Origin of the sequence: Corynebacterium sp. BD556, assembly GCF_038452275.1 — a bacterium.
Taxonomy (GTDB): Bacteria; Actinomycetota; Actinomycetes; order Mycobacteriales; family Mycobacteriaceae; genus Corynebacterium; species Corynebacterium mayonis.
This window is the reverse complement of sequence record NZ_CP141643.1, coordinates 777517-804226: the sequence shown is the minus strand read 5'-3', so window position 1 is coordinate 804226 and position 26710 is coordinate 777517. Positions and strand designations below refer to the sequence as shown.

25 protein-coding genes are annotated in these 26710 nt (G+C 59.2%); 12 read left to right on the top strand and 13 right to left on the bottom strand.

What is annotated here, in order from left to right:
- Positions 1 to 15: 15 nt before the first annotated feature.
- Genes VLL26_RS03785 through tkt form a run of 4 tightly spaced genes read right to left on the bottom strand, consistent with a single transcriptional unit; the run spans position 16 to position 5730 of the window.
- Positions 16 to 951, bottom strand: coding sequence for a glucose-6-phosphate dehydrogenase assembly protein OpcA (locus tag VLL26_RS03785; RefSeq protein WP_342319785.1), 936 nt, complete (start codon positions 949 to 951; stop codon positions 16 to 18).
- A gap of 20 nt (positions 952 to 971) precedes the next feature.
- Positions 972 to 2513, bottom strand: coding sequence for a glucose-6-phosphate dehydrogenase (zwf, locus tag VLL26_RS03780; protein WP_342319784.1), 1542 nt, complete (start codon positions 2511 to 2513; stop codon positions 972 to 974).
- A gap of 33 nt (positions 2514 to 2546) precedes the next feature.
- Entirely contained in the window at positions 2547 to 3632 is a 1086-nt protein-coding gene (tal, locus tag VLL26_RS03775; RefSeq protein WP_342319783.1) for a transaldolase, read from the bottom strand.
- Between the two features lie 13 nt (positions 3633 to 3645).
- A complete protein-coding gene (tkt, locus tag VLL26_RS03770) occupies positions 3646 to 5730 on the bottom strand; it encodes a transketolase (protein WP_342320142.1) in 2085 nt (694 codons plus the stop codon).
- A gap of 403 nt (positions 5731 to 6133) precedes the next feature.
- Between tkt and VLL26_RS03765 the strand changes: the two genes are divergently transcribed.
- Complete coding sequence (locus tag VLL26_RS03765; protein WP_342319782.1) at positions 6134 to 7045, top strand: heme o synthase; 912 nt, start codon at positions 6134 to 6136, stop codon at positions 7043 to 7045.
- A gap of 230 nt (positions 7046 to 7275) precedes the next feature.
- Here the strand turns inward: VLL26_RS03765 and VLL26_RS03760 are convergent, their stop codons facing one another.
- From VLL26_RS03760 to mptB, 4 genes are all read right to left on the bottom strand, one after another.
- Complete coding sequence (locus VLL26_RS03760) at positions 7276 to 8250, bottom strand: COX15/CtaA family protein (RefSeq protein WP_342319781.1); 975 nt, start codon at positions 8248 to 8250, stop codon at positions 7276 to 7278.
- 82 nt (positions 8251 to 8332) lie between these two features.
- Complete coding sequence (locus VLL26_RS03755; RefSeq protein WP_342319780.1) at positions 8333 to 9115, bottom strand: ABC transporter permease; 783 nt, start codon at positions 9113 to 9115, stop codon at positions 8333 to 8335.
- Between the two features lie 5 nt (positions 9116 to 9120).
- Positions 9121 to 10080 (bottom strand): ABC transporter ATP-binding protein, encoded by a 960-nt coding sequence (locus VLL26_RS03750; RefSeq protein WP_342319779.1) that lies wholly within the window; start codon positions 10078 to 10080, stop codon positions 9121 to 9123.
- Positions 10081 to 10129: 49 nt separating this feature from the next.
- On the bottom strand, positions 10130 to 11713 hold the full coding sequence (gene mptB / locus VLL26_RS03745; protein WP_342320141.1) for a polyprenol phosphomannose-dependent alpha 1,6 mannosyltransferase MptB: 1584 nt from the start codon (positions 11711 to 11713) through the stop codon (positions 10130 to 10132).
- A gap of 204 nt (positions 11714 to 11917) precedes the next feature.
- On the opposite strand from mptB, the gene VLL26_RS03740 reads away from it, so the two are divergent.
- The 10 genes from VLL26_RS03740 to VLL26_RS03695 all read left to right on the top strand — a co-directional run bounded on the left by VLL26_RS03740 (position 11918) and on the right by VLL26_RS03695 (position 22663).
- Positions 11918 to 12655, top strand: a complete 738-nt coding sequence (locus VLL26_RS03740; protein WP_342319778.1) for a helix-turn-helix transcriptional regulator — start codon at positions 11918 to 11920, stop codon at positions 12653 to 12655.
- Between the two features lie 31 nt (positions 12656 to 12686).
- Positions 12687 to 14093: a Fe-S cluster assembly protein SufB gene (gene sufB / locus VLL26_RS03735; protein ID WP_342320140.1), complete on the top strand. Its 1407-nt coding sequence runs from the start codon at positions 12687 to 12689 to the stop codon at positions 14091 to 14093.
- Between the two features lie 3 nt (positions 14094 to 14096).
- The gene (gene sufD, locus VLL26_RS03730) at positions 14097 to 15272 is read left to right on the top strand and encodes a Fe-S cluster assembly protein SufD (RefSeq protein ID WP_342319777.1); all 1176 of its coding nucleotides are present in this window, start codon (positions 14097 to 14099) and stop codon (positions 15270 to 15272) included.
- A gap of 45 nt (positions 15273 to 15317) precedes the next feature.
- Complete coding sequence (gene sufC, locus VLL26_RS03725; RefSeq protein WP_342319775.1) at positions 15318 to 16073, top strand: Fe-S cluster assembly ATPase SufC; 756 nt, start codon at positions 15318 to 15320, stop codon at positions 16071 to 16073.
- Positions 16073 to 17332, top strand: coding sequence for a SufS family cysteine desulfurase (locus VLL26_RS03720; protein WP_342319774.1), 1260 nt, complete (start codon positions 16073 to 16075; stop codon positions 17330 to 17332). Before sufC ends, VLL26_RS03720 begins: the two co-directional genes overlap by 1 nt.
- 3 nt (positions 17333 to 17335) lie before the next feature.
- Positions 17336 to 17785, top strand: coding sequence for a Fe-S cluster assembly sulfur transfer protein SufU (gene sufU / locus VLL26_RS03715; RefSeq protein WP_342319773.1), 450 nt, complete (start codon positions 17336 to 17338; stop codon positions 17783 to 17785).
- Positions 17786 to 17808: 23 nt separating this feature from the next.
- Complete coding sequence (locus VLL26_RS03710) at positions 17809 to 18189, top strand: metal-sulfur cluster assembly factor (protein ID WP_342319772.1); 381 nt, start codon at positions 17809 to 17811, stop codon at positions 18187 to 18189.
- A gap of 83 nt (positions 18190 to 18272) precedes the next feature.
- Positions 18273 to 19901 (top strand): ABC-F family ATP-binding cassette domain-containing protein, encoded by a 1629-nt coding sequence (locus VLL26_RS03705; RefSeq protein ID WP_342319771.1) that lies wholly within the window; start codon positions 18273 to 18275, stop codon positions 19899 to 19901.
- A gap of 230 nt (positions 19902 to 20131) precedes the next feature.
- Positions 20132 to 21532, top strand: coding sequence for a GntP family permease (locus VLL26_RS03700; RefSeq protein WP_342319770.1), 1401 nt, complete (start codon positions 20132 to 20134; stop codon positions 21530 to 21532).
- An 18-nt stretch (positions 21533 to 21550) separates the two neighbouring features.
- Positions 21551 to 22663, top strand: a complete 1113-nt coding sequence (locus tag VLL26_RS03695) for a glycerate kinase (protein ID WP_342319769.1) — start codon at positions 21551 to 21553, stop codon at positions 22661 to 22663.
- On the opposite strand, the gene VLL26_RS03690 is transcribed toward VLL26_RS03695, so the two are convergent.
- Complete coding sequence (locus VLL26_RS03690; RefSeq protein ID WP_342319768.1) at positions 22651 to 23388, bottom strand: glutamine amidotransferase; 738 nt, start codon at positions 23386 to 23388, stop codon at positions 22651 to 22653. The genes VLL26_RS03695 and VLL26_RS03690 overlap by 13 nt on opposite strands.
- Positions 23389 to 23437: 49 nt before the next feature.
- Here VLL26_RS03690 and VLL26_RS03685 point away from each other — a divergent pair, with 49 nt between their 5' ends.
- On the top strand, positions 23438 to 23698 hold the full coding sequence (locus VLL26_RS03685; RefSeq protein WP_342319767.1) for a PLDc N-terminal domain-containing protein: 261 nt from the start codon (positions 23438 to 23440) through the stop codon (positions 23696 to 23698).
- Here the strand turns inward: VLL26_RS03685 and VLL26_RS03680 are convergent, their stop codons facing one another.
- The 4 genes from VLL26_RS03680 to VLL26_RS03665 are packed head-to-tail and all read right to left on the bottom strand — an operon-like array spanning position 23699 to position 26708.
- The gene (locus VLL26_RS03680) at positions 23699 to 25069 is read right to left on the bottom strand and encodes a PFL family protein (protein WP_342319766.1); all 1371 of its coding nucleotides are present in this window, start codon (positions 25067 to 25069) and stop codon (positions 23699 to 23701) included.
- 19 nt (positions 25070 to 25088) lie between these two features.
- Complete coding sequence (locus VLL26_RS03675; protein WP_342319765.1) at positions 25089 to 25358, bottom strand: ACT domain-containing protein; 270 nt, start codon at positions 25356 to 25358, stop codon at positions 25089 to 25091.
- A gap of 33 nt (positions 25359 to 25391) precedes the next feature.
- Entirely contained in the window at positions 25392 to 26117 is a 726-nt protein-coding gene (locus tag VLL26_RS03670; protein WP_342319764.1) for a glutamine amidotransferase, read from the bottom strand.
- 24 nt (positions 26118 to 26141) lie between these two features.
- Complete coding sequence (locus VLL26_RS03665) at positions 26142 to 26708, bottom strand: TetR/AcrR family transcriptional regulator (RefSeq protein ID WP_342319763.1); 567 nt, start codon at positions 26706 to 26708, stop codon at positions 26142 to 26144.
- Positions 26709 to 26710: the final 2 nt, after the last annotated feature.

Below are 26710 nucleotides of genomic sequence, written 5' to 3'. Positions count from 1 at the left end.
GTTAAAACCTTCCTGCTAATTGTGCTCGCTGACGCGCGTTAAGCCGCCGAGGGCACGGGCGTATGGGATGTCGGGATCGAGGTGGCGCAGCTCCTCAGCGAGGCAATCGGCGTCGGAACGTGCCGTCATAGCCACGTAGGAGTCCGGCAGACCCGGAGAGCTCACGCGGACAGTGCGCTCGTCGACGACGGAAACGGCAATGGAACCATCGGCCCTGTTAATCACTAGCGATGTAATCGGAACATTGTGAATAATCGCACTCGTGCCTTCTGCCGGAAGGCGGGTGACTTCGACGTCGAGGCAACTTGCCAGCCAACCTCCAGCAATGTCGACACTAGGGTTGTCAACCGGGCCCGTAATCGAAATCGATTCAATATGTTGCTCCGGGTTGCGGTCAAGAGTCGAAGCCACAATGCCGCGCCACAAGGTAATGCGCGACCACATCATGTCAGAATCGCCCTCCGCGTAGCCGCTGCTCAACCGCAGCAAAGCATTGCCGGTGGTGGTGCGGCGCGTATTGGTAATGCGCCTGTGGGCAAGCCGACCAAGAGGCGCTTCCGCAGGCCGTTTAGGTGTGGCCGTCGGCCACCAAGCGACAATCGGGGTGTCAGGCAAAAGCAGCGGGATAACCACGGAGTCCATGTGTTCGACAAGCTCGCCGTAGAGCTTCATCACCACCAGCTCACTGGCGCCAGCTTCAGCCGTTAGCATAATCTCTGCGTCGAGGGCGCTGTCAGCGCCCTTATCGCCGGCGACAACAACGAGCACGCGAGCCGGGTGTTGTCGCGTGGCGGTGCGCACGGTGTCGAGAATTGAATCCATATCGTCGCGTTCGGAGGCGGCGACCAGCAGCGTGAGAACCCGGCCCGTGGCCAAGGAGTACAACTCCTCACCGTGCAGCAGCGAATTGGCGATTTCCTCCGTGGAGGTATTGGTCAATATCAGATTCAACGGGATAACTCTCCTTCACGTCAGGGTCGGCGCCACACGCGGCCGGACCGGCTCATCATCTCGTCCGCTGAGGGCGGACCCCACGTGCCGGCGGCGTAGTCCTCGGGGCGACCTGAGGACTCCCAATGCTTCAAAATGGGATCAAGGATCTGCCAACTACGCTCCACCTCGTCGTTGGTGGGAAAGAGGCTTTGCTCGTCCAACAGCGCATCCAAGATGAGGCGCTCGTATGCTTCCGGGGACTGCTCAGTAAAAGCCTCCGAGTAGCTGAAGTTCATGTTCACGTCGCGGACCTCCAATGCCGAACCCGGCACTTTGGAACCGAAACGCATAAGTACACCCTCATCGGGTTGGATACGCAACACGACAGCGTTGTTAGTCAACGACTCAGTCTGTCCAGGAAGGAAAGGCTGGTAGGGGGGTCGTTTGAGCACGACAGCGATCTCGGTAACACGCCGACCGAGACGCTTGCCGGTCCGCAGGAAGAAAGGCACTCCCGCCCAACGCCGCGAATTGATGCTTAACGTGCAGGCGGCGAAAGTTTCGGTGGTCGAAGACGGGTCGAAACCTTCCTCGTCGCGCAGACCGACAACTCTTTCAGATCCTTGCCACCCCGCGGTGTACTGCCCGCGGGCCGTTGTCTCGTCGAAAGGCCCCACCGCAGAGGTGGCCCGCAGCACCTTGAGCTTTTCAGCTTTGAGTTGGCGGGGAGAAAAAGAAGCTGGTTCTTCCATGGCCACCAGCGCCACAAGCTGAATGAGGTGGTTTTGGATGACGTCGCGTGCCGCCCCGATACCGTCGTAGTAGCCGGCGCGTCCTCCCAAGCCGATGTCTTCGGCCATGGTGATTTGGACGTGGTCGATGTAGTTGGCGTTCCAAATAGGTTCAAACATTTGGTTGGCAAAGCGCAAGGCCAGGATGTTTTGCACTGTCTCTTTGCCGAGGTAGTGATCAATGCGAAACACAGAGCGCTCCGGAAAGACCTCACCCACGATCTCGTTGAGTTTATGGGCGGATTCTTCGTCGTGGCCGAAGGGTTTTTCAATGATCACGCGGCGCCATTGTCCCTCAGTCGGTGCCGCTAGCCCGCAGCGATCGAGCTGGTGGACCACGGAGGAGAAAAACTGCGGGGGAATAGACAAGTAGTAGGCCCAGTTTCCGCCGGTGCCGCGGGTGTTGTCGAAGGTGCGCAGCATCTCACCGAGGCGGTCGAAGGCTTCGTCGTCGTCAAAGTTGCCGCGCACAAAGTGCATGCCTTCGGCGAGGCGCTGCCAGACGTTGTCGTCGAAACGCGTACGCGAGAAAGCCTCGACGGCGTTGCGCACGTAGTCCTCAAAGTCGGTTTTGTCCCATTCGCGGCGACCGTAGCCGACCAGGGTGAAACCTGCGGGCAAAAGTCCCCGGTTGGCCAAGTCGTAAACGGCGGGAAGCAGCTTCTTGCGGGCCAAATCGCCCGTCACGCCGAAGATCACCATTCCGGAAGGCCCCGCGATGCGGGGCAGGCGTGTGTCATCGCTTTGGCGCAGCGGGTTTGTTGGGTGCTGATCGAAAGCAACAGTCACGAAAAATACCTCGCAATGGTGATAGGTGCGTGTTTACTTCAGGTTTTCGCGCATCGAGTCGAGTAGTTCCTGCCAAGCGTCGACGAACTTTTCGACGCCCTCGCGCTCCAGCACCTGGACTACATCATTCATGTCGATGCCGACGCCTTCGAGCGCGTCGAATACCTCTTTCGCTTCCCCGGCAAACCCCGTGAGCGTGTCGCCGTGCAGGCCGCCTTGCTCGAGTACCGCGTCGATGGTGTCCTCGGGCATCGTGTTGACGGTGTAGGGTCCGGCCAGCTCAGTGACGTACATTGTTTGCGGGTAATCGGGGTTTTTCACGCTTGTCGACGCCCACAGTGGCCGCTGCTTGTGGCCCCCTTCCGGCAAATCACGCGTTTGTAGGAAATTCTTCACAAACAATTGGTACGCCAATCGCGCGTTGGCAATGCCTGCCTTGCCCCGCAGAGCCAGCGCTTCTTCGGTGCCGATGGTCTCTAGGCGCTTATCCACCTCGGAATCCATGCGGGAGACGAAAAAGGAGGCCACGGAGTGGATCGTGGAGACATCATGTCCGTTGGCCGCAGCCTGGTCAAGGCCCTTCTTATAAGCGTCGATGACCTGTGCGTAGCGCTCAACGGAAAAGATCAAGGTGACGTTGACCGAAATTCCCGAAGCGAGCGCTGCGGTGATCGCAGGCAATGATTCGTCGGTAGCCGGAATTTTAATCATGACGTTTGCGCGGTCGACGAGTTCCCACAGCCTTTTCGCCTGTTCGATGGTGCGCTGCTCGTCGGCGGCGAAGCGCGGGTCCACCTCGATGGACACGCGACCATCGCGGCCGTCGGTGCGTTCATAAACCTCTTTGAACACATCGCAGGCATGGCGGACATCTTCGACGCTCATGGCGTAAACAGCTTCGTCGACATCCGCGCCGGCCGCTTTCAACTCGCTAAGTTGGGCGTCGTAAGCCGTGCCTGCGGACATGGCCTTAGCAAAGATCGCCGGGTTGGTAGTTACTCCCACAACCGACTTCTCGGCGCGAACTGCGTCAAGATTGCCGCTGGTGAGGCGGTCGCGGGAGAGGTCGTCGAGCCAGGTGGAAGTCCCGATCTCCAGAAGTTCGTCGATGTAGCTCACGGTGAATCAGTCCTTAGTTGCTAGCGTTGCGGACAGACGACAGGGACTCGCGGGCAGCTTTGGCGACGTTGTCGGCGGTAAAACCGAAGCGCTCGAAAAGCTCCGCGCCCGGAGCCGAAGCGCCGAAGTGCTCAAGGGAAACATTGCGGCCGTGATCACCGGTGAAACGGTGCCATGGCATTGCAATGCCAGCCTCCACAGAAACACGGGCTTTGACCGCGGCGGGCAACACCGACTCGATGTAGCTGTCCTCCTGCTCCAAAAACCACTCGATGGAGGGAAAGGAAACCACTCGGGTGGCGCTACCTTCAGCCTCGAGTAACTTCGCGGCCTCGACAGCGTACTGTACCTCGGAACCGGTGGCCATAAGAATAACGTCGGGAGTTGCCTTGGAGCCTTCGACAAGCACGTAGGCACCGCGGGCGACACCTTCGAAGGCCTTGTCTTTCGTCCCCTCAAGCACCGGCAGGTTCTGGCGCGACAAGGCGAGGGCTTTGGGCTGTTGCTTGCCTTCAAGAGCGGCCTTCCACGCGGCGGCAGTCTCGTTGGCGTCGGCGGGGCGCACAACCACCAAATCCGGGATGGCGCGCAGCGCAGTCAGAGTTTCAACAGGCTGATGAGTAGGACCGTCCTCGCCAAGGCCGATCGAGTCGTGGGTAAATACGTAGTAGCCGTCGATACCTGACAAGGCTGCGACTCGGATAGCTGGGTAGAGGTACTCGGAAAAGATGAGGAAGGTTCCACCGTAGACGCGGGTGCCGCCATGCAGCGCAATCCCGTTCATGACGGCACCCATGGCATGCTCGCGCACACCGAAATGCAGGTTGCGACCATAAGGCTGGGCGTTAAACATATTGGTTGTGATGTCCTCCGGGCCGAAGGAGGAAGCGCCCTTGATCAAGGTGTTGTTGGATCCGGCCAGGTCAGCAGAGCCACCCCACATCTCAGGCAGCGCCGCCGCGGCGGCCTGGATGACAGCCTCGGAAGCTTTGCGGGTAGCTAAGCCCTTTTCATCAGCATCCCACGTAGGCAAATTTGAGTCCCAACCTTCCGGCAGTTCACGGGCACTCAAACGATCGAGCAGAGCCTTGTTCTCCGGGTTCGCTTTCGCCCAAGCCTCGAACTTCTCGTCCCACGCAGCTCGCTTCGCAGCAGCGCGCTGCACCAGCTTGCGGGTGTGGGCGATGATGTCGTCTTCGATGGGGAAATTCTTCTCCGGGTCGAAGTCGAGCTGCTTTTTTACCTCAGCGATTTCTGCGGCGCCCAACGCCGCACCGTGAACTGCACCCGTGTTCTGCATGTTCGGAGCGGGGTAGCCAATAACGGTCTTGACGCGCACGATGGTGGGCCGCTGAGTCTCCGCTTTTGCTTGCGCCACGGCCCTTTCAATGGCGACGATGTCTTCGCCGGATTCCACGGTCAAGGTCTGCCACCCGTAGGCCTCGTAACGCTTCATCACGTCTTCGGTAAAGGCGATTCGTGTGTCATCCTCGATCGAAATACGGTTATCGTCCCAAAACAGGATCAGATTGCCCAGTTGTTGGGTGCCGGCCAGGGAGCTAGCCTCAGCGGTGACGCCTTCTTGAAGGCAGCCGTCGCCGGCAATGACGTAGATGAAGTGGTCGAAAGGGGACTCGCCAGCAGGTGCCGTCGGGTCGTAGAGGCCGCGTTCGCGCCGCGCCGCCATCGCCATCCCCACGGCGGAAGCCAGTCCCTGGCCGAGCGGGCCAGTAGTGATCTCCACGTGGTCAGTGTGGTTGAACTCCGGGTGGCCAGGTGTCTTCGAACCCCAGGTGCGCAGATCCTTCAGATCCTGCAATTCGAGGCCGAAACCACCGAGGTAGAGCTGAACGTACTGCGTCAAAGAGGAGTGCCCGTTGGACAGAACAAAGCGGTCACGGCCGACCCAGTGGCGGTCCGTTGGGTCAAGGTTCATCACCCGCTGATACAAGGTGTAGGCCAGCGGGGCGAGCGACATCGCGGCACCGGGGTGGCCCGAACCGCAGTTTTCTACGGCATCAGCGGCGAGTACACGGGCAGTATCGACCGCGCGAGTGTCCGCCTCTGTCCAATCGTCCGGGTAGTTGCGTACAGTCATCGCAGCAAGTTCGGGGGACAGGCTCACAATTTCCTCACTTCACGTTTTCGCTCATTGGTCTGGGGGCATCAGTGGAAGCACCCGAAAGTGCAGCCTCCTGACCGCCTTTGGGAAACCAGCCTAATCATTTGCTTGTCGATGTGTTTCACAGCACCGCCTTTGGGTCAGATGGTGTTTTGTTTTGCTCGAAGTTGGCGCGTGTTCAATTACCTCCGGAGGCGGTGCGGGCGCTACCATCGTCCAAAGGATTGATTTCAGCGGCGAATGTGCGGAACTTTCCCCGGCCGCGCGCCGACAACTAACGTGCGAGACTAACGCGCCTTCAATGCCGAGCTGTGCGAGCAAAGCGGAAGCGCTGGACCCGGGCCCCGGGTTCTTTGAGTTTTTGTGTGGAGGAAGATTTTTGGAGACCATCAAGGCCTATTTTGCGCTGACGAAGCCGAGGGTCATTGAGCTCCTTCTCGTCGCGGCGATCCCGGCCATGCTGCAGGCGGACCGCGGCAGCGTCAATGTGTGGCTTATTCTTGGGACGCTGCTCGGGGGATGGATGGGCGCCGGAGCCGCCAACACCTTCAACATGGTCGCGGATTATGACATCGACCAGAAAATGGGACGCACCAGAGCCCGCCCCTTGGTTCGCGCCAAGGTGACTAAGAAGCGTGCCGCGGTGTTTGCTTGGGCGCTGTTGGTCTTGAGCGTTCTGTGGCTTGGATTCTTGTGTAAGTCCTGGCTAGCGGCCTTCTTTATCATTTTGACTAACTGGTTCTACATCTTCATTTACACGAAGTGGTTGAAGCGGCGCACGTGGCAAAACGTCATCTGGGGCGGGGCAGCAGGGTGCATGCCGGTGTTGGTGGGGTGGGCAGTGATCCGCGACAACGTCCACGACGGCTCCCCGGACCGCTGGTGGCAGGCCATCGTGATGTTCCTCATCATCTTCTTCTGGACCCCGCCTCACACCTGGGCCCTGGCGATGAAGTATCGCGAAGACTACGCGCGAGTCAATGTTCCGATGTTGCCCGTGGTGGCCTCTCCAGCAGAAACCACCCGCCAAATCCTCATCTACTCGTGGGTCACGGTCGGGACTTCACTTTTGTTGGTTCCGGCGGCGTCCTGGATTTATCTTGTCGTTGCCCTTGCATCCGGTGCGGCGTTCCTTGCCGTGGCGACGAAATTGCACAACGACGTCAAGCGCGGAATCGACGTCAAACCTTTGAAGCTTTTTATCTTGTCGAATAACTACCTAGCTGCACTGTTCTTAGCCTTGTCGGTGGATGCGGTGCTCGGCTGGCAAACGCTGTCGCAATTGCTTTAAGACGCGCTCCACCAGCTTGTGTGAACGAGATGGTTAAGGCACTCCGCGACGATAGTTGTATTTTTCAACCCTAAACCTTGACCGCTTTATTGACCCCGAATACATCCGTGTTGTGCGCGTTGCTGGCTCGTTGTCTCGCCCGCCAAAAAGCCAAAGCCGAGGGCAGAAATTTCGTGCAGAAGCAGGCAAGGGCAATCGCCTGAACACGCCCAACGGAGGGGAAGGGGGGGTTAGGTAAGCGTCGGCAAGCGCCGTTTGGCGTGCGCGTAGAGGAAGGAGTTGAAGGCCACGACGAGAGATGACATTGCGATGTGCGCCGGAATCGTCCAGCGGGGCACACCCAAGTAGTACTGAGTTACGCCAATCGCCCACTGGACAAAGATCATCGCGATAAGAACCAAGGCTGTGCGCTGCGCGTCCTGCGGCGCCTTCGTGCGGCGCAGCAGGAGAGAGGCGGCTGCTGTTGCCAAAAGGTAGATATACATGCAGGTCGCGTGAACGTAGACGAGCATGCGAGTGTCCATTTGCAGACGTCCCTCCATGCCCACCCCTGCATCACCAGAGTGCGGTCCGGAACCTGTGACCATGGTGCCGGTAACCAGCACCAGCGACATCGCTACGGCAGCAACTACCGTTAAAAATCGAGCGTGGGAGCTGTAACGCTGGGTGGGGGAGGTATCGTCAGGTTCAGCGAGGCGCATGTAGAGCAGCCCAGCGACCCACACCAGGATCATTGAAGGCAAAAAGTGGAGAGCAACCGCCCACCAGTTGAGTTGAACGCGCACAGAGATGCCGCCGATGACCGCTTGGAGGACGATTCCGGCCAAAGAAATGATTGCCAGCCGTTTGATTTCGGAGCGTCGCTTCGCGCGCAACACCGCGTTGACAACGAGAATGGCCAGCGCCGCTAGCACCAATGCGAGGAGTCGGTTGCCAAATTCGATGGCCTGGTGAATCCACGGCGCGGCGCCCGCGACCGGGGTAAGAGAGCCCTCGTGGCAAAGCGGCCACGTGTCGCATCCCAGGCCGGAGCCTGTGACTCGCACCAAGGATCCGGTGACTGTGATCGCGCCTTGCCCAATGAGCAGCAGCATGCCCAAGATGCGTTGCTGCGCAAGAGTTGGGTTCGTCCACCAGCCGAAGCGGCCAGCGCGTTGTCCTAGAGCCGCGTGCTCTGGGGAGGATGAATGGGTCGTGGTGCTCACGTTGGACCTGCAACCTTCCTTATGCAACTTTTGTTCGATTCATAGCTTAAACCACGGTGATGCAAATCTTCAGATCTCGTGCTCAGCCGTCAAAGCGGAACCAGCGTAGCGTTCCGGCGACTGCGCCCAAGGCCCACAGCGCCAGCGAAATCCACGCTCCTGGGTGAAAGACCAAAGCGAAGGATTGACTGAGCGCCCCGGCGAGCGCCACCGTGGGCACCGCGTTGTACCACCCGGCCGCGGAGATGTCGCCGGAGTACACCACCCAGCCGACAGCGCCCATGAGAATCAACCATACAAGGTTGGCTAGGGCGAGAACTGTTTCGGAGCTTAGTGAGCCGCCCATGAGTAAACCCAGCGCACTAAAGGTTGCCACCCCTATGAGCAGGCAGGCTAAGCCGGCGAAGGCCCCCGCTGGGGTGACACTCCAGCCGATAAGTAGCGCCAGCGCCCCCAAAGCGAGGATTTGGACGGCGACGGTGGCGAGCACGCCGAGGATTTTTCCGGCAATGATGGTCCAGGCAGGCACCCCCGAAGCGCCCGTGCGTTTGAGGGCGCCGTAACGGCGGTCAAAAGCCAGCGAAATCGCTTGGCCGGTAAACCCGGCGCTGCTCGCGGCGACGGCAAAGACCATCGGCACGATCCGATCCAGCTCGAAGCCTGTGCCGGCGATGGTGAGTTTCGCTGAGGCGATCAAGATGGCGGCGGGAACGAGGATGTTTAAAAGGAGCTGCTCACCGTGGCGCAGCATCAGCTTTGCTTCAATGCGGCCCTGGGCGGCGACCATACGCGCAACGGGGGCGCGTTTGGGGCGCGGCGTGAAGGTACCGGGCTTGATGCGTGCGTTCGTGTGTGTGGTGCTCATTTTTATCAGCTCCTAAGTTCGCGTCCGGTGATGTCGAGGAAAACGTCTTCGAGGTTGCGGTGGGTGACCCCAAGCTCCCGAATCTGGACGTGTTGTGCTGCTGCTTCGGCGGTGAAAGCGGCAATAACGTCAGGTGCTGCGGTGCCAAGGACGCGATAATGCAGCGGACGTGGTACTTCGGCCTGCGCCCCGAAGCGCTCAAGCGCCAGGTTTAAAGCAGCTACGTCGAGCGCTTCGGCGGTTTCTACAGACAGCAGTGGAAAGCGATCATCAGAAGTCAGCTCGGAGGGGCTGCCTTTCGCCACGACTTTTCCCTTATCCATGATGACCACCTTGTCAGCGAGGGACTCAGCCTCGTCCATGAGGTGAGTGGTTAACAGGACTGTTACTCCGTCGCGTTTGAGCGCGGAAATGATGTCCCACACTGCCAGGCGAGATTGCGCGTCCATGCCGGCCGTGGGCTCGTCGAGGAACACGAGTTCTGGGCGACTAATGAGGGCTAAAGCGAGGGAGAGGCGTTGCTTCTGCCCTCCGGAAAGCCTGCGGTAGGTGGTCTTTTGTACACCGCCGAGCCCAAGTAGTTCGATGAGCCACTCGGGGTCGTGCGGGTCCTCGTTGTAGGAAGCGGATAGTTTAAGCATGTCACGCACGGTGATGCCGGAGTAAGATCCCCCGCCTTGGAGCATGATTCCGATGCGTTCGCGGACCGCTTCGGGTTTGGTTGCGGGGTCGAGCCCGAGGACTCGAATGTGCCCGGAGGTAGGGGAAGCGAAGCCTTCGCACATTTCCACTGTGGTGGTTTTTCCGGCGCCGTTCGGCCCGAGCAGGGCTAGGATTGTTCCTTTGTCCACGCTGAAACTGAGGCCGTCGACGGCTGTGACGTCGCCGAAGCGCTTGACGACGTTATCGACGACCAATGCTGCCTTCGATTCCGACCCTTTTGCTCCACCGAAAGTTGTAGCCATAGCCGTCGAGTCTAGACGCTCAGAGAAGTGTTTTGGATGGTGAGTTTGGTTAGTTGAGGATTCGCCGCCCGGCGCGTTTGTACCACCACCACGCTGCTCCGGCGAGAAGAAGATAAGCCACGGCCGCGCTGATGTAGATAGTTGCGATCGTGGCCGCAGACAAAGCGAGGCCCCGGGGGAGAACGAGGAAACTAAAGACGGCGGAATACAGGGCAACGCCGGCCCGGAAGGCGAAACGGTTGGCCCACGCAGCCAGCGGGAGAATCGCCCACAGCGCATACCACGGGTGCACAACGGGGAAAAGAATTACGAGGACGACAGTGGAGACTCCTAACCCACCGACGGGGTGAATGGTGCCTCTATACGTTGCCCATAAGAGACGCACCATAAAAGCCAATGCAATGGCGAGTCCAACGCTTCGCGTGACAACCATCGTGGCCTCCGTGTGGTCCCCGAGCCCCAGCAGGGAGCCGAGAAAACCAGCAGTGATGCCAATGTCGGTGGTCACTGACAACCAGCTACGGATGGTGGCGGCACCACCTTGGCCAGTGATCCACCCGAGGCCGATTCCCGTGGCGACAGTTGCCGCAGCTATAGCGGCAACTAACACGGCTATCTGGAAGGCTGCTGCCGCGGGCAAAGCCCATCGGTGCAGCCGCGGTTCCAGGTGGCGGGCGGTTGCCATACCCACGAATCCGAGGGCGATAAAACCCGTCACCTTCACCATGCCGCCGCACGCTATGAGGGCTCCGGACGAAATAAGTAGGCCCCACCCACTGGCAGGCTGGGAGGATATACGTTCCAGCCCCTTTAACCCTAGCTCCAGGCCGACCAAAACCAGCCCGAGCAACAAGGCTTCGTTGTGGATTCCCCCGATGAGGTGCAGAACCGTCAGCGGGTTGAGGATCCCCAGCCAGATCGCTGTTGGCCGCGAGATGTCGCAGCGGCGCGCCAGCGCAATGACCGCCCACGTCGCCGCGGCGATCCCGCACAAGGAAACAGCGCGGTGCGCTAAGACGCCAAGAAGAATAGAATCGCCGGTCAGCTTTGAAATCAGCGCGGCTACACCCAAAGCAACCGGACCATACGGGGAGGGGGAGTGTGCCCAGATGAAAGGTACGGAGCGGGCCAGGTGATTTTCGGCGCCGAGGATTTCCACCGGGCCAGCCGAATAGGGGTCCAAGCCTTGGCGCACAATCGACCCCTGCGCGAGATAAGAGTAGATGTCCTGGGTAAACAAAGGAGCGGTAAAAAACAGGGGGATGACCCAGGCGATAAGCGTGCGGATAAGCACCGGGGTGTCCACGCGAGCGCGTTGTTTGCCCGCCCCCACGAAAGGCCCCATCAGCAACCAGGCGGTAACGAGCAGGCCGGTCCCCAACAACACTAGTGAGGAAGATGTCTGCAGCATCCGGCCCATGAAGGCTCCACCGGGCAGATCTTTATAGGGGTTTCCAACCACCGGAAGTGCGCCTGCGCCCAGACCGCCTAAGCCCATCAGCAGTGTCCCGACGAGGCCCAGCCAACGCAAGAGAGAAAAGCGGTTAACCTCGCTGATGGTGGGGAGGGTGAGGTGGGCGTCGTCAAGCGTGCGCTGATGAAGCTTTGAGGAACGCGACCCTGCCCGACCCATGCGGGGCAACACTGAGAGGAAGGCGTTTCTGCGCGGTATCACGGTGGTTGAGCTTAGTGGAGGCGAAACTCAGTGCGGCTTCGTACCCCGGTCCGGCGGAATGATTTTACGCACACTACTGTTGTAAAAAGGTGGATGCGGGATACTGCGATGCGGCGCATGAAAATTTCCCGCTGTGACATCAAAGGCGAGAGAGGTGAAGACATGACCCACAAGAAGCGACAGCCGGACGTGCCGGGTGGCGGCACTCGCCACGATGTCATGTCGCTGCTGCTCAAACTCGGCCCAGTCACCGCAACCGAAATCGGGGAGTCCCTCGGACTATCCGCAGCCGGTGTCAGGCGCCACCTGGACAAGCTGGTTGAAGAAAACTACGCCGAAACCTGCGAACCGCACGCAGTAGCCGGTGAAGGCGCGGGACGGGGACGCCCCGCGAAGCACTTTCGTCTCACCCAGCACGGCCGTAATTTATTCGGCAACCACTATGACACCATGGCAGCAGAAGCCTTCGGTGCCCTCCGCGCACTCGGCGGCGATGACGCTGTCCGGGCACTAGCAAAACAGCGGGTAAATCAGTTGCTGGCCGGCATCGAAGGAGCAGCACTAGGTGCAGACAACTCGGAAATGCTCAACGACGACCAAGTCGAAGATGTCGCCAGGGAACTTGCCCGGACTCTGGATGAATCCGGGTACGCTGCAACAGTGACGCGGGCTGGCAATGGCATCCAAATATGCCAACATCATTGCCCCGTCGCGGCGGTGGCAGCGCAGCACCCAGAATTGTGTGAGGCTGAGCACCAAGCGATTTCTGCACTTGTTGGCAGACATATTCAACCGCTGGCGCTCATCGCCGACGGCAATGGCATCTGCACCACCAACATCCCCCTAGCCCGGGCTACCCAGGCCAGGAACCCATCTGAAAGGAGCGGAGACATTGACTGAGACAACTCCCGCACCCGGCCTGGAAAGGCCAATGAACGACGACGAGATCATCGAGTCCATCGGCGCGTATAACTACGGTTGGCATGACTCTGATGAAGCCGGCGCTTCCGCACGACGCGGACTCAACGCCGACGTCGTGCGCGACATCTCCTCCATCAAGCAGGAGCCGGAGTGGATGACCGAGCAGCGCCTGAAGGCCCTCGACATCTTCGACAAGAAGCCAATGCCGACGTGGGGTGCAGACCTGACGGGCATCAACTTCGATGAGATTAAGTACTACGTGCGGTCAACAGAAAAGCAGGCGACCTCCTGGGAGGATCTGCCAGAAGACATCAAGAACACCTACGACAAGCTCGGCATCCCCGAGGCGGAGAAGCAGCGCCTTGTCGCCGGTGTCGCGGCCCAGTACGAGTCCGAGGTGGTCTACCACCAGATTCGCGAGGACCTCGAGGCCAAGGGCGTCATTTTCGTCGATACTGACACTGCCCTGCGAGAGCACGAGGAGATGTTTAAGGAGTATTTCGGGTCTGTCATTCCAGCCGGTGACAACAAGTTCTCCGCCCTAAACTCCGCCGTGTGGTCTGGCGGCTCCTTCATCTACGTTCCGCCGGGGGTCCACGTGGACATCCCGCTGCAGGCCTACTTCCGTATCAACACGGAAAATATGGGCCAATTCGAGCGCACATTGATCATCGTCGACGAGGACGCTTACGTCCACTACGTCGAGGGCTGCACCGCGCCGATCTACAAGTCGGACTCTTTGCATTCCGCAGTCGTTGAGATCATCGTCAAAAAGGGTGGCCGCTGCCGCTACACCACCATCCAGAACTGGTCGAACAACGTCTACAACCTGGTGACTAAGCGCGCCAAGGCTGAAGAAGGCGCGACCATGGAGTGGGTTGACGGAAATATCGGCTCCAAGGTGACCATGAAATACCCGGCTGTGTGGATGACTGGAGAGCACGCCCGCGGCGAAGTCCTCTCCGTCGCCTTCGCCGGCGAGGGCCAGTTCCAAGACACCGGTGCGAAGATGACGCACATGGCCCCCTACACGTCCTCGTCGATCGTGTCCAAGTCGGTGGCCCGCAGCGGTGGCCGTGCAGCCTACCGCGGTCTGGTGCAGATCAACGCAAACGCACACCACTCGACTTCCAACGTTGAGTGTGACGCGCTGCTGGTAGACAACATTTCGCGCTCGGATACATACCCGTACAACGACATCCGCAACGACCACGTGACACTTGGCCACGAGGCGAAAGTGTCGAAGGTTTCTGAGGAGCAACTGTTTTACCTCATGTCGCGCGGCATTGAGGAAGAAGATGCCATGGCGATGATTGTGCGCGGTTTCGTTGAGCCGATTGCGAAGGAACTGCCCATGGAGTATGCGCTGGAGCTGAACCGTCTAATTGAACTGCAAATGGAAGGATCGGTGGGTTAAACAATGACGGAAACTACCGTCGACACAGTCAAGGCTGCGACGCCCCATAACACCAAAGGCGATTTGTTCACCTCCTTCAACGTCGAGGATTTTGCGATCCCCGGCGGCCGCGACGAAGTGTGGCGCTTTATTTCCTTGCGTCGCCTGCGTGGACTGCACAATGGCACCTTCGCTGAGGTTGTCGAGGCCAAGATCAAGGTTGAGGGTCCCGAGGGCGTTAAAGTTGAGCAAGTCACGCCTGACGACGACCGCCTTAAGGCCGCCGGTGGGCCGGTCGACCGCGTCGCCGCTCAGGCTTGGACGTCCGCGAAGTCCGGCACCATCGTGACCATCCCGGCTGACACCGTGCTGCGCGAGCCGGTCACGATCACCATTACCGGCGCTGGTGCGGGTGTGACCACTTTTGGCACCATTTTGATCGAGGCGAAAACGCACGCTGAGGCGACGGTGCTGGTCAATTACGAAGGCACCGGCACCCACGCTGACAACGTCAATTGGGTCATCGGCGACGGCGCCCGTGTCCACGCCGTCGTTGACACGAACTGGGATAGTGACGCCGTTCACCTTGGATCGCAGCAGATCACCGTGGGCCGCGACGCCACCTTGCGCCACACCGTGGCCGCGTTTGGCGGAGAGGTTGTGCGGATAACTCCACGGGTGGGCTTTAGCGCCCCTGGTGGAGATGTCGAGCTGACTGGCGTGTACTTCGCCGACGCGGGCCAGTACATTGAAAACCGTCTGCTCGTCGACCACTCGGTGCCTAATTGCCGCTCAAATGTCCTCTACAAGGGCGCTTTGCAGGGCGACCGCAGCTCCGACAAACCGGATGCCCGCACGTGTTGGGTGGGCGACGTTTTGATTCGTGCAAACGCACAGGGCACGGATACCTATGAAACTAACCGCAATCTTGTGCTCACCGATGGCGCCCGTGCCGACGCAGTTCCGAATCTGGAGATCGAAACTGGTGAGATCGCGGGTGCTGGCCACGCTGCCACGGTCGGCCGTTTCGACGATGACCAGATCTTCTACCTGCGTTCCCGCGGAATCCCGGAGCAGGAGGCGACCCGCCTGATCATTCGTGGCTTTTTCAACGAGGTCCTCAACATGATCCCGGTCGAGTCGGTCCGCGACGAGCTTATTGCCCGTGTTTCCGGCGAGCTTGAAAACGCCCACCTCTAATTGCCCACCCGTGAACCTAGATAGAAAGTAGACGGATACTTACCCATGCCTACTCTGGAAATTAAAAACCTTCACGCCAATGTCCTGCCGAACGAGGAAGGCCAAGAGCCGACCCCGATCCTCAAAGGCGTCAACCTCACCATCAAGTCCGGTGAGACTCACGCAATAATGGGCCCGAACGGCTCCGGCAAATCTACTCTTGCCTACACCATCGCGGGCCACCCGAAGTACGAGGTGACTGACGGCGAGGTGCTGTTAGACGGCGAGAATATCCTGGAAATGGATGTCGATGAACGGGCCCGCGCCGGCATGTTCCTGGCGATGCAGTACCCGGTCGAGGTCCCCGGTGTGTCCTCGTCGAACTTCATGCGCTCCGCCGTTACTGCTGTGCGCGGTGAGGCCCCGAAGCTGCGCGAATGGGTCCAAGAGCTCAACGCAGCACGCGAGTCTTTGCAGATGGACGCATCTTTTTCGGAGCGCTCCGTCAACGAGGGGTTCTCTGGCGGTGAGAAGAAGCGTCACGAGGTCATGCAGTTGGCTTTAATGAAGCCAAAGTTCGCCGTCATGGACGAGACGGATTCCGGCCTTGACGTTGACGCGCTGCGCATCGTTTCGGACGGTATCAACAAATACCAGGACGAGACTAATGGTGGAGTGCTCATGATCACCCACTACAAGCGCATCTTGAACTACGTCAAGCCGGATTATGTGCACATTTTCGCCGGAGGCAAGATCGTCAAAACCGGCGACGCGTCTTTGGCAGATGTTCTCGAGTCTGAAGGCTACGAGAAGTTCATCTAATGTCTTACACACTTTCAGACGGAACGCTCAACGTGGAGGCTATCCGCGCGGAGTTTCCGATCCTGTCACGCACTGTGCGCGATGGCAAACCTTTGGTTTACCTCGATTCGGGTGCGACCTCGCAGCGACCGGAACGCGTGTGGAACGCGGAGCGCGACTTTGTGCTGAACAATTTCGCGCCTGTCCACCGTGGCTCCTACCAGCTTGCGGAGGAAGCCACCGACTCCTACGAGACGGCCCGCGAGAACATCGCGGGTTTTGTGGGCGCGTCGAGCCACGAGATTGCCTTTGTGAAAAACGCAACGGAGGGCCTTAACCTCATTGCCTACACGCTTGGCGACGACCGAGCTGGCGCCCTGCGCGTCGGCGCGGGCGACACGATTGTGGTCACTGAGCTTGAACACCACGCCAATCTCGTGCCCTGGCAGGAATTGGCGCGCCGCACTGGCGCGCACCTGAAGTGGTATTCGATGACGCCTGATGGGCGTATAGACATGGATTCGCTGGATTTAGACGAGTCCGTCAAGGTTGTTGCTTTTACCCATCAGTCGAACGTGACGGGAGCGCAAGCTAATGTGACGGAGATGGTGCGCCGAGCGAAGGCAGTCGGTGCGCTGACCGTTTTGGATGCTTGCCAGTCGGTGCCGCACATGCCGGTGGATTTCCATGCCCTCGACGTTGACTTCGCGGCTTTCTCGGGCCACAAGATGTGTGGGCCTTCTGGAGTGGGTGTTGTTTATGGCAAGGGTGGCCACCTGGATGAACTGCCGCCTTTTTTAACGGGCGGGTCGATGATTGAAGTGGTCAAGATGGACCACTCGACCTACATGCCTGCGCCGCAGCGCTTCGAGGCCGGCACCCAGATGACCAGCCAAGTCGTTGGCCTCGGTGCGGCAGTGCAATTCCTCAGCGAGGTCGGGATGGACGCCATTGAAGCCCACGAGCAAAAACTGACCGCGCTAGCGCTGGAGAAGATGCAGCAGATCGAAGGTCTGCGCATCGCCGGGCCGCTGACAGCCGCCCAACGGGGCAGCGCCATAGCTTTCACGGTGGAAGGGCTGCACCCGCACGACTTAGGTCAGGTTTTGGACTCCGCGGGCGTGGCGGTTCGTACCGGGCACCACTGTGCCTGGCCCGCGCACCGCGGCCTGTCGGTCCAGTCGACGGCGCGCGCTAGCTTTTACCTCTACAACACGGAGGCGGAAGTTGAGGCACTTGTTCTAGCGATTGAAAAAGCAAAGAAGTTCTTTGGGGTGTAGCGCATGAACCTGGAATCTATGTACCAAGAGGTCATTCTCGATCACTACAAAAACCCCCAGTACGCGGGGCTGCGGGACCCTTTCGAGGCGGAGGTCCACCACGTCAACCCTTCCTGCGGTGACGAGTTGACGCTGCGGGTGCGGCTGTCTGCGGACGGTACCACCATCGACGATGTTTCCTATGAGGCGCAGGGTTGTTCGATTTCGCAGGCGTCGACAAGCGTCATGGCTGAAGAAGTCATTGGCCTGCCTGTCGAGGAGGCGATGGACAAGCTGGAAGCCTTCGACTTGATGATCACCTCGCGCGGTACTGAAAAGGGCGATCCGGACAAAATCGGCGACGGCGTGGCTTTTGCCGGTGTGGCGAAATTTCCTGCCCGTGTCAAATGCGCCCTTTTGGGTTGGAAGGCTTTCCAAGCGGCTACTGCGGACGCGCTTGAGGCGCGCCATTAACACGAAGGAGTTTTGAGACAGCAATGACCGACAGCAATTTCGGGGGTGCGCCTGAGCGCCCGACGCAGACTGCCGCGCAGGAGGAGCTCTCCGGCAAGGTTGTTGAGTACCTGTACGACGTGATCGACCCTGAGCTGGGCATCAACGTCGTTGATTTGGGGCTTGTGTACGACACATGGATCGAACAGCCGCAAGGCGCAACGAAGGCCGTCATCAATATGACCCTTACTTCTCCCGCCTGCCCCTTAACGGATGTGCTGGAGGAGCAGATAGAACAGGCGGTAACGAGCAACACTGAGGTTGATGAAGTCGAGCTCAACTGGGTATGGATGCCGCCGTGGGGCCCTCACATGATTACAGAGGAGGGCCGCGAACAGCTGCGTGCCCTCGGGTTCTCCGTCTAGCATGTGAGTGCCCGTAAACAGGGCGTAACCGGTGGTCAATCCGCCGGTTTTCGCGGCTGGATGCCGTAGTAGAGTATCGGCTTGTGATTGTCACGAACGATTTTGAAGTGCGTGTCGGAGCGCGCACGCTTCTTGACGCCCCCGGTCAACACCTGCGTGTCCAACCTGGTGACCGCATTGGGCTCGTTGGACGCAACGGTGCTGGTAAGACTACAACGATGCGCATACTGGCGGGGGAGACGCAGCCCTACGGCGGGTCGGTGACACGCTCCGGCGATATTGGTTACCTGCCGCAAGACTCGAAAGAAGGCGACATTGAGCAGACCGCGCGGGATCGTGTGCTCTCCGCGCGCGGCCTTGACCGGATTCGCAGCTCGATGGACCGCCAGCAAGAAATCATGGAGACTACTGAGGGCTCCACGCGCGACACGGCGATCCGCAAGTATTCTCGCTTGGAGGAGCAGTACCATGCCCTCGGCGGTTACGAGGCCGATTCGGAGGCGGCACAGATTTGCGTCAACTTGGGGTTGCCTGAGCGCGTCCTTGACCAACCACTGAAAACCCTTTCGGGTGGTCAGCGTCGCCGCGTGGAGCTTGCTCAGATCCTGTTTGCGGCCAATTCCGGTTCGGGAAAATCCACGACGACGTTGCTTCTCGACGAGCCCACTAACCACCTCGACGCCGACTCCATCCACTGGTTGCGGGGGTTTTTGTCGAAGCACGACGGCGGTCTGGTGATGATTTCGCACGATGTGGAGCTTCTTGACGACGTCTGCAATAAAATTTGGTACCTCGACGCTGTCCGGGCCGAAGCCGACATTTACAACATGGGCTTTAGCAAGTACAAGGATGCCCGAGCCACGGATGAGGCGCGGCGCCGTCGTGAGCGAGCCAACGCGGAGAAGAAGGCCTCTGCACTGCAAAAGCAGGCCGCCAAATTGGGGGCGAAGGCGACGAAGGCAGCAGCCGCCAAGCAAATGCTTGCGCGCGCCGACCGCATGATGAATGATCTTGATGAGGTTCGCGTGGCTGACAAGGTGGCCTCTATTTCTTTCCCGGAACCCGCCCCTTGCGGCAAGACCCCGCTCTACGGCAAGGGTTTGACCAAAATGTACGGCTCGCTTGAAGTGTTTGCGGGTGTGGATTTAGCCATCGACAAAGGTTCGCGGGTGGTTGTTCTTGGCACCAATGGTGCCGGCAAAACCACGTTGCTCAGACTGCTCGCCGGAGTCGAACGTACCGACGGCGAGGGGGGGTTGGTTTCCGGTCACGGACTTAAGGTTGGCTATTTCGCCCAGGAGCACGACACTATCGACGGCAGCAAGAGCGTGTGGGAGAACACGATCGCGGCTTGTCCAGATGCGGGACAGCAGGACTTGCGTGGCCTGCTAGGGGCTTTCATGTTTTCTGGCGATAAGTTGGACCAGCCGGCTGGCACGCTATCCGGTGGCGAAAAGACCCGCTTGGCCTTGGCCACCTTGGTTTCCTCCCGTGCTAACGTGTTGCTTCTCGACGAGCCCACGAACAACCTCGACCCCCAGTCGCGCGAGCAGGTTCTCGACGCCTTAAAGACCTACACCGGTGCGGTGGTGCTGGTCACCCACGACCCTGGAGCTGTGCGCGCACTGGAGCCGGAACGGGTGATCGTCATGCCGGAAGGCGACGAAGATCTGTGGAACGACGAATACATGGAGATCGTCGAGCTGGCTTAAAGCGTGGATTTCGGGTGGTTTATGCGAAGCTGCGGTACGTGAAGCCTCGTGGGGTGGTGAGTTAGCGCTCCGGTGGTGCTCGCCACGAAAAGAAGTTGGAGGCAGTCTTTTGCGTTCGGTGCTGTTGATTGGGCTTTCTCTCCATCCGGAAGATGCGAGTCAAGTTTGCCCGGCAGAAGAAGCTGTCCATTATGGTAGTTGGGCAAACCCAACTATGTCGTGGAGGAAGAATGACTGGTGTACCCCTGCTCGCAGTTTTCGCTGTTGCGATTGTCTTAATGATTGTCATGATTGCGCGTTGGCGGATTCACCCATTTCTTTCCATTATGACGATCTCGCTCGCCCTTGGTTTGGTTGGCGGCATCCCGCTGACCAGCCGCAAAGACGAGGCCTCAGAGACCATCCCAGGCATCGCGGAAGTAATTGGGCAGGGCTTTTCGGGGACTTTTACTTCCATCGGCATTGTCATTATTTTCGGAGCCCTCATCGGCCTAATCCTTGAAAAGACAGGTGGGGCTTTCCAAATTGCCGACGCTTTGGTGCGTCTAGTGGGGAAGACAAGGCCCGTTTTGGCCATGCAACTGATGGGCTGGATCGTCTCCATTCCTGTCTTTTGCGACTCTGGTTTTGTCATCCTCAATCCGATCCGCAAGGCATTAGCGCGTCGAACAGCGACATCCTCAGCAGCGATGACTGTGGCATTGTCTGCCGGTTTGTACATTTCCCACGTTTTTATTCCACCAACACCGGGACCGATCGCCGCCGCGAACACCCTCGGCGTCGGTGACAGTTTGCTCTTGGTCATTGGCTTAGGCACTCTGGTTTCAATCCCAGCTCTCGTTGTCTCGTACTTCTACGCCCAATACGTCGGCAAACGGGTTACCACTTCCCAAGACAGCGAGGCGATGACGGATGCGCAGCTCGAAGATCTCTATGAGCAGCTCCGTCGCTCCTATGGTCAGCTTCCCAGTTGGCGCCTGTCCGCACTGCCAATTGCTGTACCGATCTTGGCAATGGCGCTCGGTACAGTGTCAAAGGTTGCGGGATGGGAGGGCCTCATCGGCGAGATCATCGCTTTTGCTGGTACGCCAATCATCTCGCTTGCTTTAGGCCTTCTAGTAGCGATCGCGATTCTCGCCCACGTTGGCCGCGGTCGGGAACTCTACGACATCACTGAGGAGACTTTGAAAGTCGTTGGGCCGATCCTTTTTATCACCGCGGCTGGTGGTGTGTTAGGCAAAGTCATCGCCAACACCGGAATCGTTGATTTCGTGCAGGACAACGCCACAGCTTTTGCTTCCATTGGTTTGTTCTTCCCCTTCATCATTTCGGCACTTCTGAAAACTGCGCAAGGCTCGTCAACTGTTGCTTTGGTCACCACTGCGGGCATCGTTGCCCCGCTGCTTCCTAGCCTCGGGATGGAAAGCCCCGTGCAAATCGTCTTGGCTGTGCTGGCAATCGGCGCGGGCGCGATGACAGTCTCCCACGCCAACGACTCTTATTTCTGGGTGGTTACTAACTTTGGTGGAATGACTCCGCAGCAGGGCTACCGGACGCAAACCGTCGTGACCTTGCTGATGGGTGTGACTTCCATCATCTTCATTTGGTTCCTCGGGCTGTTTCTTCTCTAGATCGTGAAGGGTGCGGGTATGAAAGTGATCGTCGTATCGGATTCTTTCAAAGGTGCGCTTGGTTCACAGGCGGCAAATGAGGCCATTGCGTCCGGGGTACGCGCAGCCGCACCGGAGGCAGAGATCATCCAGATCCCCGTTGCCGACGGGGGAGAAGGCACCGTTGCAGCCCTAGCGAGCATATCCGGCAGTGAATTAACGCAGGCGAAAGTATGCGGGGTTTTTCCGGGGGAAAGCATTGAGGCAAGTTTCGCGCTGCTGAACCACGATACGGCCGCCATCGAAACGGCTTCATGCGCGGGATTGCCGCTTGCCGCAGGGCGGCTGCGTCCGGGGGCGGCGACGACCTATGGTGTAGGCGAGTTGATCCGCGCGGCGGTCAAGGCGGGCGCGAAGAAGGTCATTGTGGGAGCTGGGGGCAGCGCGACGACCGATGCGGGGTGCGGGGCGGCAGCGGCCCTCGGCACAGTTTTTCTAAACGATCGCGGCGAGCCTTTCGTACCCACCGGTGATTCCCTAAGGCAGGTGGCGGCAATTGAGGCGTCGCCTGTCGATGACCTTCCAGAAATCACCGTCATGTGTGACATTGACAATCCACTGTACGGCCCACAGGGCGCAGCCCACGTTTTCGGGCCTCAAAAGGGAGCGGATCCTGAAATGGCGGAATTGCTTGACGCAGGCCTGCGCCACGTCGCAGGCATTATTGAACGCGATCTCGGGGTGGACGTAGCTAAAGTGCCAGGTGCCGGTGCTGCCGGAGGTTTGGCGGGTGGGTTGATGGCCTTCGCAGGCGCTACTCTTACCCCCGGGATCGACACCGTGCTGGAGGCGAACAGTTTCTCACAAGTGGTGGCTGGGGCTGATTTAGTCATCACGGGTGAGGGCCGGATCGATGGGCAGTCGCTAGCGGGGAAGGTGCCTGTCGGCGTTGCCCGTCGAGCCGGCGGAATCCCGGTTGTGGTGCTGGCAGGTGCCGTTGATGAAGGCATCGAGGCAGTCTACGAGGAAGGGATCACAGCTGTGTTCCCCATCAACCGGCAGCCCCTGCAACTTGAACAGGCCATGGCGGCCACGGCGAAAAATTTGCAGGCCGGGGCGGAAAATGTCCTTCGCCTTGTCTACCGCGCGTAGCGTTTGGCAAAGTTCGCCAGAATACTATTGTTCGCGGTGTAGTCGGTGGAATAAGCGGCCTCGAGGATCTCGTCGAGTTCTTCTAAGTCGAAGTAATTCAGGTGGGCGTAGACCCTCAGCCGCAGCTCAAGAGCCTCGGCGGTCAGCTCGGGGTGAAATTGGGTGGCGTAGACGTTTTGCCCCACCTTAAACATCTGCACAGGGCACTGATCTCCCGAAACAAGCACTGTGGCAAGATCCGGTAGGTCGTCGACTGCCTCCTTGTGGCCCACGATGGTCGAAAAACGGGCCGGCACATCGGCAAGCAGAGGGTCGTTCGCAGGGGCGTCGACAAGCGATAGCTCGACCGGACCCGCAGCTTCCGCGTAGGTGGTGCCAAGCCTCGCCCCAATCGCGGTGCCGATAGCGCCGATACCATAGCAAGCACCCAGAAGGGGAAAGTCCCGGTCGAGGATTGCTGCGACAAGGGAGCCAATTTCGCGCTCCACACGCAACTGCAGCGCGGACTTCAACACATCCGTGTTGCAAAAAGGGCTGCCCCCCAGCAGGACCCCGGAATAATTATCGAGGTTGACGCGACCGAGCGCAGCGGACTCCACGCGGCGCTGCTCAATGTCATCTACGTCCACCTCCATCGCCGCCGCGAAGCTTTGCAACTCACCGCGTGCCGCTTCATCCTCAGGGCGAGTGCTCAGCAGAAGAAACGGACGCGAGATTCTGGCCATTGGATAAACCTAGCAAACAGTGCGAGTTGAGAGGCGTAGAATGGCCCCTATGCTAAGAAACTCACTACTAAACCTGCGCAAACAGTGGGATAGGCTCGGCCGCAACGAAAAAATCCTCATCAGCGCGCTGACAGCTCTCGACGGAGCCGCTAAAAGTGCGGCCCTAGCCAGCCTCGCCCGCACCCCGAAGGAGCAAGTGCGGGGGCCGAAGCTGCTATGGGGCCCGATCATCGCCTCCGTCAACACCTTCGGCTGGATCGCCTGGTTCATCTTCGGCACCACAAAGAAGAAAAGCGCGAAGAAAAACTAACTAATTCCTGAAACCGTGAACGGGGGCGGGGACAAAACCGCCGCGGTGAATGAAAGCGTCGTTGCCTTTCTCGTTGACGGGGATGACCGGGGCATACCCCAATAGCCCGCCGAAATTAACTTCGTCGCCCGGCTTCGTCCCGGGCACCGGAATTAGTCGCGCTGCTGTCGTTTTATGGTTCATTACTCCAATAGCAGCCTCATCAGCAATCATGCCGGCGATCAACTCCGCCGAGGTATCTCCCGGAATGGCAATCATGTCGAAGCCCACCGAACAGATGGAAGTCATTGCCTCTAGCTTGTCCAGTGAGATGGTGCCGGCGCGCACCGCGTCAATCATTCCTTGGTCCTCGGAAACGGGAATGAAAGAGCCGGACAGGCCACCGACGCGCGAGCAAGCCATCATACCGCCCTTCTTCACCGCGTCGTTGAGCAATGCGAGCGCCGCGGTGGTGCCATGAGTGCCCACCTGGTCTAAGCCCATGTGCTCGAGGATGTGGGCGACAGAGTCTCCGACTTCGGCGGTGGGGGCCAGGGAAAGATCGACTATGCCGAAGGGAACACCCAGGCGCTCGGCCGCCATGTTGCCCACCAACTGACCAGCGCGGGTGATCTTAAACGCTGCCTTTTTGATCTCCTCGGCCACCTCGTTGAGGGAAACGTCACCGAGGGAGGCGACGGCATTGTCCACCACACCCGGGCCCGACACTCCCACAGACACAACTGTGTCGGGCTCCTCGATGCCGTGAAAGGCGCCGGCCATGAAGGGATTGTCGCCCACCGCGTTGGCAAAAACGACCAACTTGGCGCACGCTATAGAGGAGTTGTCCTTGGTCAACTCGGCGGCTTCCTTGATAACCTCACCCATCACGCGCACAGCGTCCATGTTGATGCCAGCGCGGGAGGAGGCGACGTTGACTGAGCTGCACACTGCGTCGGTAATGCTCAATGCCTCCGGGATGGAACGAATCAGCCTGGTGTCAGATTCGGTGGAACCCTTCTCCACCAGGGCAGAGTATCCACCCACGAAATTGACGCCGAGTTCCGCGGCGGCGCGGTCGAGTGCTTTGGCAATGTCGACGGGATCGCCTTCGACGCCCGCTGCGACCAGGGAAACGGGGGAGACAGAAATACGTTTGTTTACAATCGGGATGCCGAGTTCGCGCTCAATGCCCTCGCACACCTCGACCAGGCGCGCTGCGCGGTAAGTGACGCGGTCATATACCGCCTGGGAAGTCTCCTCCATTGTGTTGCGAGTGCAACCGATCAGCGATATGCCCATGGTGACGGTTCGGATGTCGAGGCGGTAATCCTCGATCATCCGAATGACGTTGAGAATGTTTTGGGAAGCGGCGTGGAAATCTTTCACCATCTGTTGCGTCGGCCTTACCTTAGATCTCGTTCATGGCGGTAAACAGGTCGGTGGATTGGATGCGCACCACCACGCCGCGCTTTTCGCCAGCCTTGGCCAAATGTTCCTGCAACTGAGCCATATCCACCTCTGTGCCGGGAACCTCGACGCGCATCACCATGGTGAAAAAGTCATCCATGATGGTCTGGGAGACGTCCAAGATGTTGAGGTTGCGCTCTGCCGCAGCACTGGCCACGGCGGCAATAATGCCCACGCGGTCGTAGCCTGTCGTTGTGATAATTGCCTGCATGAGCCAGATTCTAGCTTCCGGGCTCAAGGCATTTCACGTCGCCCGGCAGTACTCAACGAAGCGGCGAAGCAACTTGTTTGACCATCTCACGTCAACGCTGGGGAGAGCGGCCACGATGGTGTCGTATTCCGTCAGCGGGAAGTAGCCGTAGTCGTAGAAGAAGTCCATGCGCGTTTTCATCGCAGCCGCGTCCATTTCCGCGTGGAACTGGCTCGCCCACACGTTTTTGCCCCAGCGTGCGATTTGCACGGGGGTAGTGGAGCCGGTAGCTAGCACTTCCACACCAGCGGGGATGCGCTCCGGGTTCTCGGTGTGCCCGGTTAAGGCGTCAAATGTATCCGGGAAGCCTGCAAGTAACGGATCGCGTTTGCCGGCCTCAGTGAGCTTGACGACGGTGGGCCCGGATGCCTCGGGGGAGCAATTTCCGACTGTGCCGCCGAGGGCGTCGATAAGCCAGCTGATGCCAAAGCAGACAAAGAAAACGGGAACTTCAGTGCGGATGAGGGCGTCTAACTCGGCGTGGATGTGTTCCTGCCACGGGCAGTAAGTTGGATTGGTCACGTTCAGGGAGCTGCCGCCGACGATTATGCCGCGATATGCCGAGACGTCTCCTATTGCGGTGTCCACTTCATCCAAAATGCGTAGGTCCAGTTCATCCTCGCTTAGCCCAGAGGCTTTAAGCACGTCGCAGTATTCAGCCGCCGCGACCTGGGGGCCGATGTCGCCGTTGCGCAGCGAAACAAGGAGGAACGAAGCCATGACACATATTCTATACCGCTTGGTCTAGTTTTCTTCCGGGGGGTGCCGCACCGATCGTTCAACAAGGTCCAACATCTGCCTGAGCTGGTCAATCGGTTGGCCCGCCGCCATTTGGGCAATCATTCCCTCCATAACGGTGGACAGATACGTCTGGATCACCTCGACGGATACGTCGTTGCGCATCGCTGCATTGTGCTCTAAACGAGTCAGCAGGGCAGTATCGAGGCTTTCGGACTGCTCGCGCCACCGATCGGCAAAATCCGGGTCCGTGCGCAACTTCCGCAAGATCTCAGCGCGAGTGATATACCAACTATGCGTTTCCGGGTGGTCCAAAAGGTTACGCATCACCTCGATAAGACCATGCTCAGCCACGACCGCCGCCTGCCTGTCTGCGTCTTCTTTAGCCACGGCCAAAAACAGCGACTCTTTGTCCCCGAAGTGGTGAAAGATGGCCCCGCGGGTTTTGCCCGTCGCCTTTTCCAACCGAGAAACAGTGGCACCTTCATAGCCGTATTGGGCAAAACAGGCGCGAGCGGCATCGAGAATATCCGCACGGCGGCGATTGAGCTCGTTGTGGTTAACGATCGGCATGA